The organism is Kribbella sp. NPDC051952, assembly GCF_040680855.1.
In the GTDB taxonomy this organism is placed as follows: domain Bacteria; phylum Actinomycetota; class Actinomycetes; order Propionibacteriales; family Kribbellaceae; genus Kribbella.
Genome location: NZ_JBFAXQ010000050.1, coordinates 1 through 17,927, shown reverse-complemented (window position 1 = coordinate 17,927; position 17,927 = coordinate 1). Strand labels below are relative to the sequence as shown.

Sequence of the window (17,927 nt, the reverse complement as noted above, 5' to 3'; positions counted from 1 at the left end):
GAGCCAGGATCAGCGGCCTCGATCGCCTAGCCACTGCCGCCACCCACGATCGGCTTCAACTGGGTTGCGGCGGTCGCCACCGCGGCACGGTAGTGGCGGCGCCACCATCGGATGCCCAACCAGATCGCGAGGCCCGCGACGACGCCGATCCCCAGCAGGTGCAGGGGAAAGACGATCACCCGGACCGTGACCATGTCGACGGCTCCATCGGCGTTGACGAGTGACACGGTGGGATGGCAGACGCAGAGCAGGGGAGGGTTCCAGACGGTGCTGATGTCCCGGGTCGCGCCACGCATCACGGTGAAGTCGGGAAACGCGGAGGTGTGGCCCGCGGATTTGATGGTGAGTGGAGAGGTGTCGCGGAAGTCGCGGTGGACCGTGCCGGCGTTGTGAACCTTCGCGGTCACGTCGGTGTGGCCCCACATCATGAAGGCGGGAGCGTTGAGATCGCTCAGCTCGGCGGTGTTGTCCGTCGGTCCCGGCACCGTGATGTAGACCGGTGCGCCGACGCCGCGGTTGATCCTGACATTCGCCGCGGTCTTTCCGGCCGGCACCAGGAAGACGAGTGCGACTTGATGGTCTCCCGGCTCGGGCGCGGCCGGGACCTTGATGGTCGCGCTCACGGTCTGGGCGGCGCCAGGGGCCACGGTGAAGGTCGCCGGGCTCACTGTCACCCAGGCGGAGGCGGAGTAGGGCGCCTGCTGCTGGAAGATCAGGGCTCCGTCGGCTCCGCCGGTGAAGTTCTGCTTCAGCACGTTGACGGTGACTGCCTTGTCGCCGCGATTGACCACCAGGATCTCGGCCACCTTGTCCAGGTCTGCCGGTCCGATGGCAAGCCGGGTCGGGCTGACGGTCAGCGAGAACTCGGACTGAGCCGGGCGGTAGGAGGTCGAGGGGGCCGCAGGGCGCGGGGAGTCCGAGGCTTGCGCCCCGGACCCTTGCGCCGCTGACACTTGTGCGAGGGACGCCGGCACGCCGACCAGCAGGACGCACGCCGTGTACGCGGCGGTACGCCGGAACAGGTCGGTCATGGCGGAGCCTTTCATTTCGGCGGTGGATTTACAGCGTGGTGGCGATGTAATTCAAGGTCGCCGTGTAGGTGTCCTCGTTCACGAACGGAATGACGACCTGATAATCATTGGAAAGGGAGTCGCCGCCCTCGGCCGACCGGGTGCTCTGGGTGTGAACGGTTTGCGCCGCAGTGCTGCTCAAGGCACCAAAAGTGGTCGTCGCGGTTTCTCGGACGGACAGGGCACCGATCGGCACCGAGTCGGCGTTGCCGGATGCGGCCGCATCCATGGTCGCGCTCGCACTCTGGACCGTGACCGCATAGCCGGCCAGGTTGTTGGTGGTGACCTTCATTGTCACCGCGCCCAGCCCGGTCACCGTCGCCCCGGGGACGCCCGTGAGGGTGAAGCTCGGGGTAAGTCCCGTCAGCGCGATCGCCGAACTGACGGCCACGTTGGCCTGGGTCGTGCCGGGTGACTCGGCGCCCGGTGCGGCGGCGGCGACTCCCGCCCCTCCGCCGGCGAGAGCGATCACCGCTGCGGCCCCGAGCAGACCGCGTCGGCAGGCGCGTCCCGGGCGTCCCCGCGGGCCGCCCGGTGGAGAATTCTCCCGACGGGCAATGATTTGTCGTGTCATGGCATTTCTCCTTGAAACATGAACGTTTGACTGATAGTCACGCTCATTTGCAACGTACACCTGCACGTTGATAGTTGCACCGGGCAATTAGTCCCTAATTTCTTGGGCACAATTTTGCGCGCGCGGAGCCACCGCGGAGAAATACATGGATTGAAACGATCAATGCCCCCGTGGCAATTTACTGCTGGTCGTACTTTCTGCGTCTGCCGGAGAGACGACTCAGGCCGGCCAGATCGCCGGTATGCGCAGAGGTTCACTAAGAGTGTAGGCACGACCCGGATAGGTAGTGACGCACTCTCAGTGACAATGGCATGCAGATCGTTACGGGAGCGGCTCTGGCGCGGCTGTCCGGCCTGTCGCTGGCTCACGTTCGGACTGACGCATCCTCGGCGGTCTTCCTGCGTTAGGCCGTCGCTCGTGGGACAGTTGCCCGACGATGACGATCTTTACCTTCCACCTCGCGGAGCTTCGCCCGACGACGACGGCGGGCGCACTCTGGAAGGCGCCGACCGTGCCTTCCACGCCCGGGTTGCGGTACGCCGAATGCCTGGCGCTGATGCGGCTCGGTGCACCGACCGTCTCGCCGTCCCGGATGCAGTTGCGCCGGATGGCGATGTTCGCGCGATGGGAGGATGAGGCGGCCATCGAGGCCTTCCTGGCGGACCACTCTCTGGGCAAGCAGTTGGCGGCAGGGTGGCACGTGCGTATGCAGTTCCTGCGGCGCTGGTCGCGGCTTGCGGCGTTGCCCGACCTTCCTGCGAGAGCTGGCGAGTGGGACCCGGCCGAGCCCGTCGTGGCGGTCACGCTGGCCCGGATGCGTCTCCTGGAGGTGCCGAGGTTCCTCAAGTGGGGCAAGCCCGTGGAACGGCTGGTTCGCGACCATCCGGGGGCGACACTGGCGCTGGCCGCGATGCGCCCGCCCCGGACGATCTCCACGTTCTCGGTCTGGCGGTCCGTGCGGCAGATGGAAGAGATGGTGCACGGCCACAGCACTGTCCCGGAGCCCGACCGTCACGCCGCCGCAATGGTCGAACGCCGGCGCAGGGACTTCCACCACGAGTTCGCGACCCTGCGGTTCCGGCCGCTGTCGGAGCACGGCTCGTGGCAGGGGCGGAGCGGCATCGTTCCCCGGTAAGGCGCCGTACGGGTCGGTCCGGGCCTGCGGCGAAATCCGGTGGTCGGGCATCGCCGGTCCCCTTACGCTGGGGTCGAACTGAGCGTCGCCGCGAGAGTGCGGCAGGCGCCTTGACGAGTGAGGGGAGCCCGGCCGTGCGTTACCGCATCACTGTGTGCGCTCCCCGATCCCGGTACGACGTGATCCTCGTGTCTTCGGGGGTCAGGTGCCGGCTGCGCGGTCGGCTCCTGTCCGCGACGAACTGACCCTGCCTGTCCTGCGGGCGGCTGCGATCTGAGCCGCCGTCACCGGTGTGGTGCCTGGCCTGACCGCAGGCCGTTTCGTCCGTGAATCGCGCTGTCCCGATCCGGATCATCCGAAAGGCCATCGGCCATGCGTACCAACTTCGACCACCGTCAACACGACCGCCCGCTGTCCGGCCTTCGCAATGTCGGCATCCTCGCCCACGTTGATGCGGGCAAGACGACTGTCACCGAACGGATCCTGTTTCTCACCGGCACCACTCACAAGCGTGGTGAGGTCCACGACGGCACGACTGTCACCGACTTCGACTCTCAGGAACGCGATCGCGGGATCACGATCTTCGCCGCGGCCGTGAGCTGCGACTGGGACGGGCACTCGATCAACCTGATCGACACCCCGGGCCACGTCGACTTCTCCGACGAGGTGGAGCGCTCGCTGCGGGTACTCGACGGTGCCGTCGCACTGTTCGACGCCGTCGCGGGAGTCGAACCGCAGAGCGAGTCGGTCTGGCGCCAGGCCGATCGGCACGGGGTGCCGCGGATCGCGTTCGTCAACAAGATGGATCGCCCGGGCGCCGACCTCGACGCGGCGGTGGCCTCGATCCGCGAGCGGTTGCACGTGACCCCGCTGGTGGTTCAGTTGCCGATAGGGAAGGAGGCCGAGTTCAGCGGAGTGATCGACCTGGTGACGATGCGGGCGTGCGGGTGGAGTGGCGACACCTTTGCGGAAGGCCCGGTGCCAGATGCCCTTGTGGAGCAGGCGAAGCGGCGGCGTCGGCTGCTCGAGGAGACCGTGGCCGAGCTCCATCCGGTCGCGCTGGACGAGTTCTATGCGCGGTCGACGGTCTCGGCGGAAACGCTCGCTTCCGTACTGCGGGATCTGACCCGGTCCGGTACCGGCGTGGTGGTGCTGTGCGGGTCGGCGTACCGCAACCGCGGGATCGAGCCGCTGCTGGACGCCGTCATCGCCTATCTGCCTTCGCCGCAAGAGGTGCCGGCGGTGCGTGGCCTGTCGGACGGTGCCGTGCAGGAGCGGGCCGCCGACCCGACGGCGCCGTTCGCGGCGCTCGTGTTCAAGGTCAATTCGTCGGCCACTGGTCGGCTGACGTATCTGCGGGTGTATTCGGGAACGATTCGGAAGGGAGAAACGGTCGTGGACGCGGACATGGGACGCACTGAGCGGATCAGCCGGATCCTGCGAGTACAGGCCGACCAGCACGTGGAGGTCGAGCAAGCGGTCGCGGGCGACATCGTCGCGGTCGTCGGGCCGAAGTCCGCACGCAGCGGCGCGACCCTGTGCGCGCCGGCAGCACCGTTGGTTCTCGAACCGCCGGTCGTGGCCGAGCCGGTCGTCTCCGTGGCGGTCGAGGCCCGCAGGAGCACCGACACCGACCGGCTTGCGTCCGCACTGGCGCGACTGGTCGAGGAGGACCCCTCGCTGACGGTCCGGACCGATTCCGAGACCGGTCAGACGCTGTTGTCCGGCCTGGGTGAGCTGCACCTCGAGGTCGCGGTGGAGAAGGTACGTCGTGCTCACGGGCTGGAGGTCGGGGTCGGCCGACCGCAGGTGACCTATCGCGAGACAGTCGGGCGCGGGGTGTCCGGGCTGGTGTACCGGCACGTCAAGCAGGACGGCGGTGCCGGTCAGTTCGCCCAGATCACTCTCACTGTGGAACCGCTGGAGGTTGCTGATGACAACAACACGGAGGACTTCGCCTTCCGGTCGGTCGTCATCGGTGGACGGGTGCCGCAGGAGTATGTCCGCGCGGTCGAGGCAGGCTGCCGGGCTGGTCTGGCCCAGGGTCCCCTCGGCGGGCACCCGGTGACCGGGGTACGGGTCACGCTGACGGATGGAGCTACTCATCCGAAGGACTCCTCGGAGCTGGCGTTCCATACAGCCGGCCGGCTGGGCCTCCGGGAAGCGCTGCGTGCCAGCGCGATGGTGCTGCTGGAGCCGGTCGCCGAGGTTACGGCGACCGTGCCCGAGGATGCCGTCGGCGGCGTACTCGGTGACCTGGCGGCCCGACGTGGCCGGATTTCGGGTACGACGTCGCGGCCGGGCACGATGGTGATCGTTGCCATCGTCCCGCTGGCCGAGCTGTTCGGCTATGCAACCCAGTTGCGCAGCCGCACCCAGGGCCGGGGCACCTTTACCACTCGAACCACCGGCTACGTCCCCGCACCAGCCGCGAAGTCCGAGCAGACTCCGTCCCGCTAGCCCAAGCAGTGCCCCCACAGTCCCTGCCTGGCGGCGGGGACTGTGGGGCCCAGGGCAACGAAGACGCCAGTGTCTCAAGCCGTCGAACGGCTCGTGTCGCAAGACATGCGAGCGGCGGCACGGCTCAGATCACCGAGTGAACGGCCGACAGACGCTAGCCTTCCGGGAACGGATCGATCATGGCCTCCGGAGGGACATTGTGGCGAAGAAGCAAGCCGATCCATTGCCGCAACACACGGTCGAAGAGATCCGTGCCGCGTGCGAGGCTCCACTGCCCGTGGGCGTGACGATGGTCTTGATGAAGAAGACCGTGACCGGACTGCTGGTCAACGAGGGCGGTGTCTCGGTGCTCGAGCGCCCCGATCGTCCCTGGCGTCAACTGGCCGCGGTGACGAGGGTGTCTCGCGGTGCGTTCATCCGCAGTCGGATCAGGCTCCGGTTCGCCGATGGGAGCAAGGCGACCGTGCGCCCGTACAAGCGGAAGTTTCGGTGTCTGCTCGAGACGGGCAAGCGCGACAGCTTGAACTTCTCCACACCGAGCAGTGGCGATGCCCGCAGCAACGACTCGCCCCTGGACAGCCTCGCCGCCGTCTTCGTGATCCTGCTGGCGATGGTGCTGTTCCCGATCTCCCTGGTCATGCTGGCTCGCGAGATGCTCGGTATCTCCGCGCGAGCGAAGGAGGCGGCCCTACTGCTGCCGCAACTACAGGCCATCACCCAAACCAAGTGAATTCACTTCACCGATCGCCGGCCCGGGCGAGGCGGTCGCGGCGGTCCTGCTCGCGCTTGGAGTACGCCGCAGCGCGAATCGCCTCGTCGGATTCCAGGCCGGACCCGAGGCCACCGCCGACGGTCGCGGCGGAGGCGACAAACCAGGTCAGCACAAACAGGTCGCTGTGTCCGACCGGGGCGTTGACAGAGCTGCTGATCACATCGGAGTCGAGGACGAAAAAGGCCCACGCCAGGTTCACGACGTACAGGGCGGCGTAACAAATCAGCATGCCGACCAGCAGCGTGACCACTGTCGAGGCGTTGTAGAGGCGCGACCGTTCCCGTGCCCGCGGTGAGTCGTCGTCCGGGCGGTCCCACAGTTCGCCGTCGATTATGAGCCAGGCGACGACGAGTGCGATCGAAGCAATCGTCGCGACGACCAGCCGCCACCACGACAAAGAACTGGCCAGCAGCCAGACCGTGGAGTTGACCGTGGCCACGGCGCCGGTCGCGAGTGCTGCCACCAGGGCGGACTTCAATCCGGGCACCAAGAGCCACGGGCGATTGGCGAGCACCATGCCGGAGAGCAGCCGCCAGCGGCCGCGCAGCCGGGGCAGGGTCGTTTGGTGCTCGGTCCGCGTGCTCGGGTCCGCCATGTCGCTGACCAGCGAGCGCACCGCCCGGCGGGCGCGGGTCTGCATCCGAAGCCCTCCCAAGGCGGGCAATGACAGCACTGCAGCTTGTCGTTGCGGATCGGACTCGACCAGCAGGTGCCGGCCCTCGTGATCGTGGAGCGGAAGCTCGGTGAGGCCGACCACGAGGTCCCAGTCCTGCCGGCGAGCGTGGTCCTGCAGCCGACCCACCGCGGTGTCGACGTCCTCGGAGCCGGTGGTGAACGGCTCACTCACCACGGTGATGTCCCACGCGTCGCGACCGTCGAGCGGGCTCAGATCGGTCAGCCGTCGGGCGATCACCGTCGGCGCGGCGGGATCAGCAACGATTCCGACGCGGATGGACTCCATGACCGTGCAGTACCCAGTCGTGGAACGACTACCCGATCAACGGAGTGTCGCCGGCGAGGCGAGCATGCTGCGGGCCAGCCAGTCGTCGGCGTTCTGTACGCCGGGCAACGCGAAGAAGTAGCCGCCGCCGAAGGGGGAGATGTAGTCGACCAGGGGTTCGTCGATGAGGAGGGTCTGGACGGCGACGAACTGCCGGTCGAGGTCGGCGTTGAAGCAGATGAAGATCATCCCCAGGTCGAGCTGGCCGTTGAGCTCGATTCCGGCGCTGTAGTTGAAGCCGCGGCGCAGCATCCGCCGGTCGTCGGCGGTGCCGTCGTGGGGGTTGGCGAGGCGGGTGTGGGCTGTCAGCGGCACCGTGTTGCCATGCGCGTCCCGGTAGTAGCTGGGGAGTTGGAGCTCCTCCTGGCCGGCCACTCGTTCGCCCGGGCGGCCGGACAGCGGTGCGCCGGTGTCCCGGTCGCGGCCGAAGATCCGTTGCTGCTCGTTGATCGAGATCCGGTCCCAGAACTCCACGAACATCCGGATCAGCCGGACCACATGGTACGAGCCGCCGGTCACCCACTCCGGTTCGTCGCCGCCGGCCTTGGTCCACACCAGCTGATCGAGCAGCTCGGGACGGTGGACGATCTCCTGGTTGGCCGTACCGTCCTTGAAACCGAACAGGTTGCGGGGCGTCCCGGTCGGCCGTGGTGGGCTGGTGAAGCCCTCCAGCTGCCACAGCACCTGCAGGTCGGCCCGGGTCGCGCGCATCAGGATGCGCAGCGCGTGCAGCACGGTGTCACGGTGATCGGCGCAGATCTGCAGCAGCAGGTCACCGTCGCAGCGTTCGGGGTCGAGCGCGTCGTTCGGGAACTCGTCCATCGCGCGCAGCCGGGCCGGTTTGACGTCGGCGAGGCCGAACCTGTCGTCGAACAGACCGGCACCGACGCTGACCGTAACGGTGAGACCGTCGGGCACCGTGCCCGGGCCGAGTACGCCGTTCTCGTACGGTGTCGACACGAGACCGTCGTCGCTGCCGCGCCCGGTCGGCGCGTCGCCGCCGCAGACCAGGTACCGGATGGTCGATGTCAGCATCTGGAACATCCGCTCCAGCGCCGGCCGGTCGGGCGCGGTCACCACGAACGCGACGACCATCGCCGCCTGTTGCGCGGGGTCGAGAATGCCGGCCTGATGGGCGCCTTCGAATGGCCGAGCGGCGGGGGAGTGGTCAGTCATGGGTGATGGGGCCTCGGTCACGGGTGGCGTTGCGCGGGTCGATGACGGCCGCGGTGTGGGCGAGCAGCTCGACACTGTGCTGCACGGCCGCGTTGACCGCGGCCCGCTGCCGGATTGACAGTGCCGCCAGTCCGATCCAGCCGACGTCATGGTGGTGGCTGCGGACCACCTGCTGGGTGAGCCGGAGCTGATCGTCGGTCTGGTTCAGGTACGGGTTCTGCTTGCGCAGGATCGGTCGCAGCAGGTCCAGCGCTTGCCAGACCCCGGTGATGTTTGCGTCCACGGTCGCCAACTCGGTCTGGCTGCCGGCATCACCGACCCCGTTCAGGTCCCACTGCAGTGCGTCCTCGAGGATCTCGTGAGCCCGCCGGCCGATGTCGATCGGCGTGATCGCGTTCGGCAGCGCCAGCTCGTCGGCCAGTCGTGCGATCGCCTCGAGCAGCATGTCGACGTACGGCACGATCGTTGCCATCGGCCGGTCGTGCCACAGCATCGCCTCGATCTTGCGGAAGCCCGCGAAGTCCACGTCCGCGATGCGGTTGGGCGCGACGCCGCGCGGCGGGTCGGCGTTGATGTCGTCACCGGTCTCGTCGTACGCGCGGTAGGCACCGCCCAGCGTCTCGTAGGTGAGGTGAGCGGTCAGCCAGTCGCGCCGGGCGGCCGCCGCGTCGCCGACTTGCAGGGCGTGCCGCAACTGCTTGACCCGGCGGGTGAGCATGGGCAGCTGTCCGGTGATCCAGCCGACGTACTCGTTGATCGGGATCCGCAGGTCGAGCCCGGTCACGGGGATGATGCCGTGCACGTCGTACGGCAACGGGTCACCGGTGACGACGACCGGAAGGCTGTACTTGATCGTGTAGTCGGTGATGCAGACCCAGCGGTACGTTCCGGGCGGGACCGATGCCGTGACCGCACGGCTGACGCCGCGGCCGAAGTGCTCGACCTCGAGGTAGATCCGCTCGGTCGCGGGATCCTCCAGGTAGACCTCCGCGCCGGCGCCCTCGTTGTTGACGAACACGAAGTCGTAGCGGCCGGCCGGTCCGCCGAGCCAGTCGTCGATACCGTACGGCGAGCCGACGACGAGCTCGATCGGCCGCGGCCGGGTTGAGGGCGTTGATGGTGCGGCGCTGCTCACTGGGCGCAGCCTGGACGGCGGTTGTGAACGAATCCGGTGATGCCCCTGACGCAGCAGTGAACAGCGGGTGACCTGCCATCGCGGACTCCCTGATTCTTCAGGGAATGTTCACGACGCGATGCTCGCGAGGTCCGGACCTTTGCCAGTTGACTTTGTGGGAATCCCCGCCACGAGAGGCTAGGTAGCAAACCCATGTCTGACAACGATTCGGCATCCGCGGACGGCACGAAGGCGACCACGGAGCGCAACCGGATCAGCCGGCGCCGGCTGATGCAGACCGCGGGCGCCGCCGGCGCCGCGGTCGCCGCCGGAGGGCTTTCGAGTGTTCCGGCCCAGGCCGCGCCGAACCCGGCCGGGACGGCCGACAGCAAGCCCGGCTCGACGCCGGCGAAGCACCCGCACCGCACCGGCACGATCAAGGACCTGAAGCACGTCGTGATCGTGATGCAGGAGAACCGGTCGTTCGACCACTACTTCGGCACCCTCGACCTGGCCGGCGCGCGCGGCTTCGGTGACAAGCAGGTGCTGACCTGGCAGAACGGCCAGACGATCTATTACGACCCCAACAGCCGCGCCGAGGGCTACCTGCTGCCGTACCACGCCGACAGCCTGAAGTACAACGCGCAGAACACCAGCGCGCGCAACCGGTACTTCATGGAAGCCGACGTACCGTGGCACCACGCGATCGCCAAGGCCTACACCATCGGTGACCACTACTTCTGCTCGCTGGACACCAGCACCAGCCCGAACCGCATCATGATGTGGGCCGGCACCAACGACGCGGCCGGCACGCAGGGCGGTCCGGTCATCAACAACAACGGCGACTACGGCTACGCCTACAAGTTCAAGACGTACCCGGAAACGCTGCAGGACGCCGGCGTCAGCTGGCAGATCTACGTCAACAACGACACCGACGACGACTTCCTGGGCGACTACACGGACAACACCGTGCGTTCATTCACGGCGTTCGACCCGAAGAACGCGAACCCGGAGAATACCCTGCCCCGCAAGGGTTTGCTTGCCCGCGGCAACGTGGTGTACGCCCACACCACGCAGCCCGCCGGCATCAAGAACGACACCTCGAACGTCGACTACGTACTGCGGGACTTCATCGCCGACTGTGCTTCGGGCGACATCCCCGAGGTGTCCTGGATCGTCGCACCCGCGGCGTGGACCGAACACCCGACGTACGCCCCGAACAACGGCGCGGTCTACACCGACCGGGTGATCCAGGCGGTGCACGAGAACCCCGAACTGTGGGAGTCGACGCTGATCATCCTGAACTACGACGAGCCCGACCACGCGAACCGGATCGGTGAAGGCGGCTTCTTCGACCACGTCGTACCGCCGATCCCCGAGGTCGACACCGTCGGCGAGCGCGCGCCCGGGATCAAGCCCGGCTTCGGTGGCCGGGTGCCGTTCGTGCTGGTCTCGCCGTGGACCCGTGGTGGCTTCGTCAACTCCGAGGTCTTCGACCACACCTCGACGATCCAGCTGATCGAGGAGTGGACCAAGAGCCTCGGCCGGCCGGCCATCTGCACGAATATTAACGACTGGCGGCGCGGCGTCTCCGGCAACCTGCTCTCGGCGATCGACTTCGGCAACTTCGACACGTCGTTCCCGAACCTGCCGAAGCCGGCCGACCTGCTCAAGTCGGTCGTCGTCGACGCCGGCCTGCCGCCCGTGCCGCAGCCGGCTGTCGGCGCGCAGGTCCTGCCGACCCAGCGGATCACCGGCAGGGCGAAGCGAAGCCCGCTGGCGTTCCAGCCCAACGGCGTCCTCGTCGAGAACCCGGTGACCGGGGCGGTGACCGCGACCTTCACCGTCGAAGGTGGACCCAGCGGCAAGGCGGTCAGCCTGGTCGGGCTGGCCGACAAGTACGTGTCAGCTCTCGCCGGTGCCGAGCCGCTCGGCATCGGCCAGGACGCGCTGCCTCTCACCGCCGGCAACCGCCGGCCGAAGTCGTACACGTGGGACACCAAGACGACGGACGGCAAGTACGCGTTCACGTTCTACGGCCCCGACCACTTCATCCGGTCGTTCGCCGGCACCGTCGTCCCCGCCACCGATCAGACCTCGGCCCGGCCGCGGGTCGACGTCCAGCTGGTCAAGGCGCACGGGCGGTCGGCGGCTACTGTCGAGTTCGTCCTGGCGGCCGACGGTCGCCGGTCGGTGACCTACACGTTGACCGCGAACGACTTCGCCGGCCGCAAGACGACCATCCAGGTCCCCGCCGGCAAGCACACCGTCATCACCTGGCCGACCGAGGACGGCTACTACGACGTCATCATCACCGCGAAGGAGTCCGCAGACTTCACCCAGCGCTACGCCGGCCGCGCCGCGCAGAAGTGATCCTCCGCCCACTGCATTGAACCGATCCCGATGTGCCCGCGCTCCCACCGGACCGCGGGCACATCGGCGACTCTCGTCAGCGATCTGTCAGCGTCTCGCCAGTGCGGCCGGAGATGGTGATGCGACGGCCACGGCTACGAAGGTGCCGGGCTGCCCTGGCTCACCATCCGCGTGGCCACGCCTGAGACCAGGGCTCGATCCCGGCGCAGCAACTGGAAGGAGCTCTCGATGAGTAACAGGGACTGGTAGCCGGCGGATGCCCCGCGAGAGGAAGGAGCTGCCATGAGCAACCGCGACAACTAACCCCAGCGGACGGCCGGGGATGAACCATGCATCCCCGGCCGATCCGCCGCGACGCCCGCCGGACAACTAGGCCACCTCGCTTTGGTGGGTCGCGGGTGGCGGTGCGACGATCGACGGTGTGCAGCTGACAGTGCGGGAGCCGGTTACGCCGTCGCTTCGGCTGGAGCTTGCCTCTGGGAGGCGGTTGTTGCTGCGGCAAGATGGGCAGGTCGTGCTGTTGGTACGGGCCGACACGGACAATTACGGACTGCGCGTCTTCCGCACCGGGCGTTACGAGTCGGTGTTACCGCCGCTGCGGCGTACGTCCCGGAGCCCGGACGGCTGGGTGCATCAGTTCGCCAACCATCTTCGGAACGGCCCGCTGCACGTCGGCACGTGGGAGCTTGAGGCTCGGCCGTTGCCGGCGTACAGCCTGGCTGGGGACCTGGTCCGCGAGTACCCGGCCACCTATCTGGACTGGTTCGGCGACGGCTGGAACGGCGTACTCCCGCTCTCTGAACTGCCGGACGAGAACACCAGTCGGGTGAAGGCCTGTCGGAAGCAGGCCGCCGAGGGGATTCTCCCGCCGATCCTGCTGTGGTGGGTGAGCGCGTTGGACGGCTGGCTGCTGCTCGACGGGCATTCCCGCCTGGTCGCTGCCCGAGCGGAAGGAATCGAGCCGCCTGTCATCCAATTGTCGCTGGCGATGGACCCGGACGACCATGCCGACGTGATCCGGCGAGCGACCGATCGCCACCAGCAGGCAATGGAGCAGGTCGCGCGGCAGGTCGAGGCCGGCGTACCCGGGGCCGATCGGGCGGCCGAGCGGCTGCAGAGGGCCTTCGGTGACTTGTGCTCGTCGGGCTTTGCGGTCAGGACACGCGGGTGGCCACTGCGCGGCGGCGCTGCCGAATGGGACCGGATCGCCGCGGCCGAAGCACCGGGGTGGGTAACCGACTGAGCTTGCGCCTCCGGTTCACTTCCAGATGGCGTGTTCGTAGAGCGATCGGTGATCTTCCGTCGGCCGTGGCCTGGCGGGTTGCTGAGGGTCCAGGTCTTCGAAGAACAGGTCTCGGCTCAGCGCATCGACCAGTCGAGGGATCCCGGTCGCCAGGCTCTGTGCGTCTCCCGCGGGAATTCCGAAGCTGAGACCGGCCGCCGCGGAGAAGACATGAATACGCCCGACGAAGCTGGTCGTGCCCGGTTCTTTCCCGACGAGCTCGTAGCCAGGACCGAGGTACGGAACGCAGGCCAGAGTCTCATGGGCGAGCTCAGCGGGCGGTTCGTACCGGTCTCGCCACAAGGAGATGTGCGGGGCGATCTCGACGAGTTCGGGCCGGGTTCGTGGATCGTACTGATATCCCGTCCCGGCAATCACGAAGTCGAAGACATGGGAGCCGTCGGCCGCGTCGACCAGGACCTTGCCGCCGTCGGCTCGCGCGTGCCGCCATGGCGCCGACAGATGGATACGAAACCCGGGAAAGGCGCTGGCTCGCGTCACAGACTCCAGCGTGCAGCTGCGTCCGGCGCGGGCTGCCAGGACCTGGGCTTTCCATCGGTCGGCGTCGTTGCGCCGGTGATAGTTCTCCTTGGCGCCGACGTTACGCCCGGTGTTGCGGCTTGGTCCCTGAACCAGAAGTTCGGATCTGCGGGTGAAGACATGGGCCTGTTGCGCGCCGGCTTCCAGCGCCACGGCCGCAGCGTCCAGAGCGGAGGAACCAGCTCCCAGTACGGCGACAGTCCGGCCGGCGAGCTGGGTGAAGTCGATCCGATCGCCTGTGTGGGCGGCCAGGTGCGCGGGAAGCGCGCGGAAGTACGGCGGCAGGGCGGGGCCGCCGGTGCCCTCGACGCCCGTGGCCAGTACCAGTTTTCGAGTCGTCTCGACCCGTTCGTCCATGTGGCCGTCGGTGCCGGTCACCGCAAGCCGGAGGACAAGGTGGTCGGAGGCTGGGGCGACGCCGACCAACCGGGTGTGGTGGCGAACGGGAACGTTGACGGTGCGTCCGAACCAGGCGACGTACTGCGCCCAGACGGTGCGTGGGATGTTTTCGAGGATGTCGTAGGCGGCCTGGCCGTGGAGGTGTTCGTACCAGGCCCGGAAGCTCAGTTCCGGGTATCCGTATTCCGGCTGTGGCCAGGTTTTCGGAGTACGCAGCGTGTGCATCCGTGCGATGGTCGTCCAGCTGCCTGCCTCGCCAGGTGCCGCTGCGTCGATGACAGCGGAACGGACGATCCCGGCCCGGCGGAGTGCGAATCCGATGCCGATTCCGGCCTGCCCCGCACCGATGACGACGACGTCGTGATCGGAGGATGTCCGGCGTACCCAGTTGTCGGGATCATCTCCGAAGCGGCGCATTATGGCGGCCGTGTGCACTCACATACCTCCTCGGCAGCTGCACTGTCACTAGGTCCGACCACTCTGCCATGCCCTGGGTCGAAACCATCAGGCCCTGCAGAGACGATCAGGGCTCAGGGCAACAAACCCGTCTCGAGGTCGCTGTGTCGCGGCCGGATACGCGTGCTGTTGAGCGCTGCGAGGAGGAGCATGCCGGCGGCCGAGCCGAGACTGATCCGCAGGCCGCCGAGGAAGGTGTCGGGGTTGGCGATGAGAGCGCCGAAGACCGCGATGGCAACAGCTCCGCCGACTTGGCGGAACGTGTTGAAGACTGCGCTGGCGGTTCCGGCCTGCTCGGCGGGGACGCCTTCGAGGACCACGCCGGTGATCGAGGGCATGGCAAGGGATCCGCCGGCGCCGATCGGGATGATGCACAGGGCGGTGATGACGGGCGATTCGATGGATGCGGTGAGGAGCAGGGCCAGGAGACCGGCTGTCATCGACAGCAATCCGGCCACGACAGGTACCCGGGCTCCGAATCGGTTGGTGACGGGGCCACTGGCAAGGTTCCCGGCGATGGCGAAGAAGGCTGACGGGAGGAACGCCAGCCCGGCATGGAGTGGCGTCAGCCCGAGGTGTTGCTGAAGGAAGAGGCTGACGACGAACACATTGCCGTAGTTCCCGACCATGAAGGCGAACCCGACCGGGAGAGCCAGCCGGAACCCGTGCGCACGGAACAGGTCCAGCGGCATCATCGGTTGCCGGACACGTGCCTGGACCAGGAGGAAGGTGGCGAGTGCGACCGCCGCCGTTCCGAGGGCGATGATCACTCCCGGATCGGTGAAGCCGCGGTGGCCGCCCTCGATCAGGCCGTAGACGAGGGTTGCCAGCGCCACAATGGCGAGGACTTGGCCGGCCCAGTCGAATCGCGACGGTCGGGCGGGCGAGGCTGCCACCGTGACCAGGAACGCGATCATGCCGATGCACACGGGCAGATTGATGATGAAGACCCAGCGCCAGTCGACCGTGGTGAGCAATCCGCCGAGCGGCTGCCCGACCAGCCCGGCGACCGCGCCGCCGACCGCCCAGACACCGAGGGCACTGGCGCGTCTGCGTGGGTCGGGGAACGCCTCGCGTACCAGCGCCATCGACGACGGCAGCATGATCGCCGCAGCGGCACCCTGTGCGCTGCGCGCGGCGATCAGCGCGCCGATGCTGGGCGCGGCCGCGCACGTGGCCGAAGCGAGACCGAATCCGAGGATGCCGATCGCGAGGGCCTTCCTCGCGCCGATACGGTCGGACAGATTGCCCGCGAACAGGAGTAGCGCGGCGAACAACAACGTGTAGCCGTCGATGGTCCATTGCTGTCCGGTGGTGCCGCCGCCGAGTTCGGCCCGGATCCGGGACAGCGCGACATTGACGATCGAGATGTCCAGCGTGATCAGGAAGAAGCCCAGTGATGCGACCGCGATGACGATCCGCGCGTGCGCTCCGTCGGGAACGCCTGACGTACGCACGGCAGCAGGCTCGGCCGGTGTGCCCATGCCGCAAGGTTAGGCGCGGATGGGCCGTCGTCCGCGCTGCCGGCGTACGCCGTACGGCTAGGGGTGTAGGAGCCAGTGGTAGATGGCGGCTAGGTCGGCGGTGCTGAGGACGTGGCCGCCGGCGGGGAGTTCTTGGCGTTGTGCGTGGGGGATCGCGGTGAGGAGATGTTCTGCGTGGCCGCGGGGGCTGAGGACGTCGTCGGGTCCGTACCAGACGCTGATCGGTACGGCGAGGGTCTGCAGGTCGAAGCCCCAGGGGCGGGTCATGGCGATGCAGTCGTCGATCCATCCGTCGATTCCGCCGGTGTAGGTGGCGCGCATCCGATCGACGTAGCCGTCCTCGGTGCGACGGGCGCGCAGGGCCACGAGGTCGGACTCTGGGAGGTGGTAGTCGTCCGCGACTTGGATTGAACCGGATTCGACCGAGGCAACGGCTTCTTCGGCGAGTCGTTGGACCAGTGGCCGGTAAGCACCTTCACCGATGGCGGCGGCGGTGAACTCCTCGACGTTGCCGGGGGACATTCCGGCGTACCAGTCCAGGCCTTCGGCGTCGAAGGGTGCCGGCCCGACAACACTGGCGCATCTGGTCACCCGGGATCCCAGCACAGCCGCACACGCCAGCGCGTGGGGAGCTCCGCCGGAACCACCCCAGATCGCGAACGAGTCCCAGCCGAGGGAATTGACCACGCCGACCACGTCTCCGACGACGTCGACGATGGCGCGGCCTTTGTACCGGTCGGATCCGCCGAATCCCGGCCGGTCGACGACGAGCAGCTGTGCACCGGCCCGAAGCGCGGCGTCCACCATCGAGGGGGACAGTTGCCTGAATCCCGGCGTCCCGTACTCGAAGACCACCGGACGACCTGTGGAAGGCCCGTACAAGCAGTACGGAACCCGACGACCGTCTCGTGCGATCGAGTCAGTGACGAACGAGCCTGTTCCATCGGCGCCGGCGGTCATGGCGGCCAGTCTGCACCACGGCACCCCGAAGCGGCCGCAGAACGCCACGAACCGCTCGGCTGGAGGCGCTGAATCGCGTGACGACGCAGGTTTCGGGGCGAGACGGGGTTGCCCGGGATGCCGGCGGGTACTGGTCTGGCACTCGTCAGACAGTGAGCGAGTCGTGAGCTGTGCTTGACGGAGGCCGAGACGATGACCATCACCCCTGAGTCCGCGCACGACCGATCTGCGCCGGCGGTCACCTTGGAGAGTGACGCGGGGGTAGCGCGGATTGTGATCGCGGGGACGTTCTCCGACGCGGCCTCGGCGCTGGCCCAAGAGTTGCTGGTGGATGCTTGTGACCGGGGGACCGTCGGCGTGACGCTGGCTGTCGAGGCCGACGTCGGCCCGGACGATCACGCCGTACTGACCCATCTCGTGGATGTCGCGCAGCGACGATGCTGGGCTGCCAGCTGCCGGCTGGAGGTCACGGCGGCGGATCCGGACGTTTGCGAGGTCCTGGCCGCTGCGGGCATCTGGCCGACCCAGGTGTGAGTACTACTCCGGTGCGTTGTCACTCGCTCTGATGATCTGTTCGGCCACCAGTCGCAGCTTGACGTTCCCGTGCTGGGAAAGCCTGGTCAAGAAGGCGAACGCGCGGTCGTCGGTGAGCTGGTAGCGCTCCATGACGATACCGACGGCCTGGCCGATCGTGCCGCGGGTTCGGACGGCCTCCTGCAGATTCTCGATCTGATGGGCATAGGCGATCGCGACCGTGGACTGGTGCTGGAACAAGGCACCCAGGGCACCGAGGTCCTCGAAGGAGCCGCTTTCTCGCGCGTACAGGTTGAGTGCGCCACGGGATTTCGGAGCGTCGAAGAGCCGGATACCCGCCTGGGCGTGAATACCCTCGGCCAGGGCGACTGCGGCGTACCGGGGGAACCGTTTGTCGTCGGCCAGTGCGGGGGACGCGACGTGAACGGAGCCGGTGGCCGCCTCGTAGCAGGGTCCCTCCCGCAACTCGTACTGGGCAGCGTCGAGGTTCCACAGCAGCTTGTCGGTCGCCTCCACGGTGAGCGCCCGCCCACCCGACGGCCCGACCCCGGTCCGCTTCAGCACCCGCAGGGTCCGGAGCGACCCGACGTCGAAGAGC

At 67.8% G+C, this 17,927-nt stretch carries 15 protein-coding genes; 6 read left to right on the top strand and 9 right to left on the bottom strand.

The window, feature by feature from the left end:
* Positions 1-26 precede the first annotated feature (26 nt).
* Positions 27-1,031, bottom strand: a complete 1,005-nt coding sequence (locus AB0L70_RS41090) for a hypothetical protein (protein WP_363692365.1) — start codon at positions 1,029-1,031, stop codon at positions 27-29.
* Between the two features lie 28 nt (positions 1,032-1,059).
* Entirely contained in the window at positions 1,060-1,644 is a 585-nt protein-coding gene (locus tag AB0L70_RS41085; RefSeq protein WP_363692364.1) for a hypothetical protein, read from the bottom strand.
* A gap of 436 nt (positions 1,645-2,080) precedes the next feature.
* Here AB0L70_RS41085 and AB0L70_RS41080 point away from each other — a divergent pair, with 436 nt between their 5' ends.
* From AB0L70_RS41080 to AB0L70_RS41070, 3 genes are all read left to right on the top strand, one after another.
* Positions 2,081-2,779, top strand: a complete 699-nt coding sequence (locus AB0L70_RS41080; RefSeq protein ID WP_363692363.1) for a hypothetical protein — start codon at positions 2,081-2,083, stop codon at positions 2,777-2,779.
* 372 nt (positions 2,780-3,151) lie between these two features.
* Complete coding sequence (fusA, locus tag AB0L70_RS41075) at positions 3,152-5,239, top strand: elongation factor G (RefSeq protein WP_363692362.1); 2,088 nt, start codon at positions 3,152-3,154, stop codon at positions 5,237-5,239.
* Positions 5,240-5,537: 298 nt separating this feature from the next.
* On the top strand, positions 5,538-5,969 hold the full coding sequence (locus tag AB0L70_RS41070; RefSeq protein ID WP_363692361.1) for a hypothetical protein: 432 nt from the start codon (positions 5,538-5,540) through the stop codon (positions 5,967-5,969).
* Positions 5,970-5,976: 7 nt separating this feature from the next.
* Here the strand turns inward: AB0L70_RS41070 and AB0L70_RS41065 are convergent, their stop codons facing one another.
* Genes AB0L70_RS41065 through AB0L70_RS41055 form a run of 3 tightly spaced genes read right to left on the bottom strand, consistent with a single transcriptional unit; the run spans position 5,977 to position 9,322 of the window.
* Positions 5,977-6,972, bottom strand: coding sequence for a hypothetical protein (locus AB0L70_RS41065; protein WP_363692360.1), 996 nt, complete (start codon positions 6,970-6,972; stop codon positions 5,977-5,979).
* A gap of 36 nt (positions 6,973-7,008) precedes the next feature.
* The gene (locus tag AB0L70_RS41060; RefSeq protein WP_363692359.1) at positions 7,009-8,187 is read right to left on the bottom strand and encodes a Dyp-type peroxidase; all 1,179 of its coding nucleotides are present in this window, start codon (positions 8,185-8,187) and stop codon (positions 7,009-7,011) included.
* Positions 8,180-9,322, bottom strand: a complete 1,143-nt coding sequence (locus AB0L70_RS41055) for an EfeM/EfeO family lipoprotein (RefSeq protein WP_363692358.1) — start codon at positions 9,320-9,322, stop codon at positions 8,180-8,182. The genes AB0L70_RS41060 and AB0L70_RS41055 overlap by 8 nt, the downstream gene beginning before the upstream one ends.
* A 192-nt stretch (positions 9,323-9,514) precedes the next feature.
* Between AB0L70_RS41055 and AB0L70_RS41050 the strand changes: the two genes are divergently transcribed.
* Complete coding sequence (locus AB0L70_RS41050) at positions 9,515-11,674, top strand: alkaline phosphatase family protein (RefSeq protein ID WP_363692357.1); 2,160 nt, start codon at positions 9,515-9,517, stop codon at positions 11,672-11,674.
* A 421-nt stretch (positions 11,675-12,095) separates the two neighbouring features.
* Positions 12,096-12,917, top strand: coding sequence for a hypothetical protein (locus AB0L70_RS41045; RefSeq protein ID WP_363692356.1), 822 nt, complete (start codon positions 12,096-12,098; stop codon positions 12,915-12,917).
* Positions 12,918-12,932: 15 nt separating this feature from the next.
* Here the strand turns inward: AB0L70_RS41045 and AB0L70_RS41040 are convergent, their stop codons facing one another.
* The 3 genes from AB0L70_RS41040 to AB0L70_RS41030 form a co-directional block, all read right to left on the bottom strand.
* Positions 12,933-14,312 (bottom strand): SidA/IucD/PvdA family monooxygenase, encoded by a 1,380-nt coding sequence (locus AB0L70_RS41040; RefSeq protein ID WP_363692355.1) that lies wholly within the window; start codon positions 14,310-14,312, stop codon positions 12,933-12,935.
* Between the two features lie 113 nt (positions 14,313-14,425).
* Positions 14,426-15,835, bottom strand: a complete 1,410-nt coding sequence (locus tag AB0L70_RS41035) for a DHA2 family efflux MFS transporter permease subunit (RefSeq protein WP_363692354.1) — start codon at positions 15,833-15,835, stop codon at positions 14,426-14,428.
* A gap of 57 nt (positions 15,836-15,892) precedes the next feature.
* The gene (locus AB0L70_RS41030; RefSeq protein WP_363692353.1) at positions 15,893-16,795 is read right to left on the bottom strand and encodes an alpha/beta fold hydrolase; all 903 of its coding nucleotides are present in this window, start codon (positions 16,793-16,795) and stop codon (positions 15,893-15,895) included.
* A 192-nt stretch (positions 16,796-16,987) separates the two neighbouring features.
* On the opposite strand from AB0L70_RS41030, the gene AB0L70_RS41025 reads away from it, so the two are divergent.
* A complete protein-coding gene (locus AB0L70_RS41025) occupies positions 16,988-17,329 on the top strand; it encodes a hypothetical protein (protein ID WP_363692352.1) in 342 nt (113 codons plus the stop codon).
* 3 nt (positions 17,330-17,332) lie between these two features.
* Here AB0L70_RS41025 and AB0L70_RS41020 read toward each other — a convergent pair.
* A partial coding sequence (locus AB0L70_RS41020; protein ID WP_363692351.1) for an ANTAR domain-containing protein occupies positions 17,333-17,927 on the bottom strand: 595 nt, incomplete at its 5' end.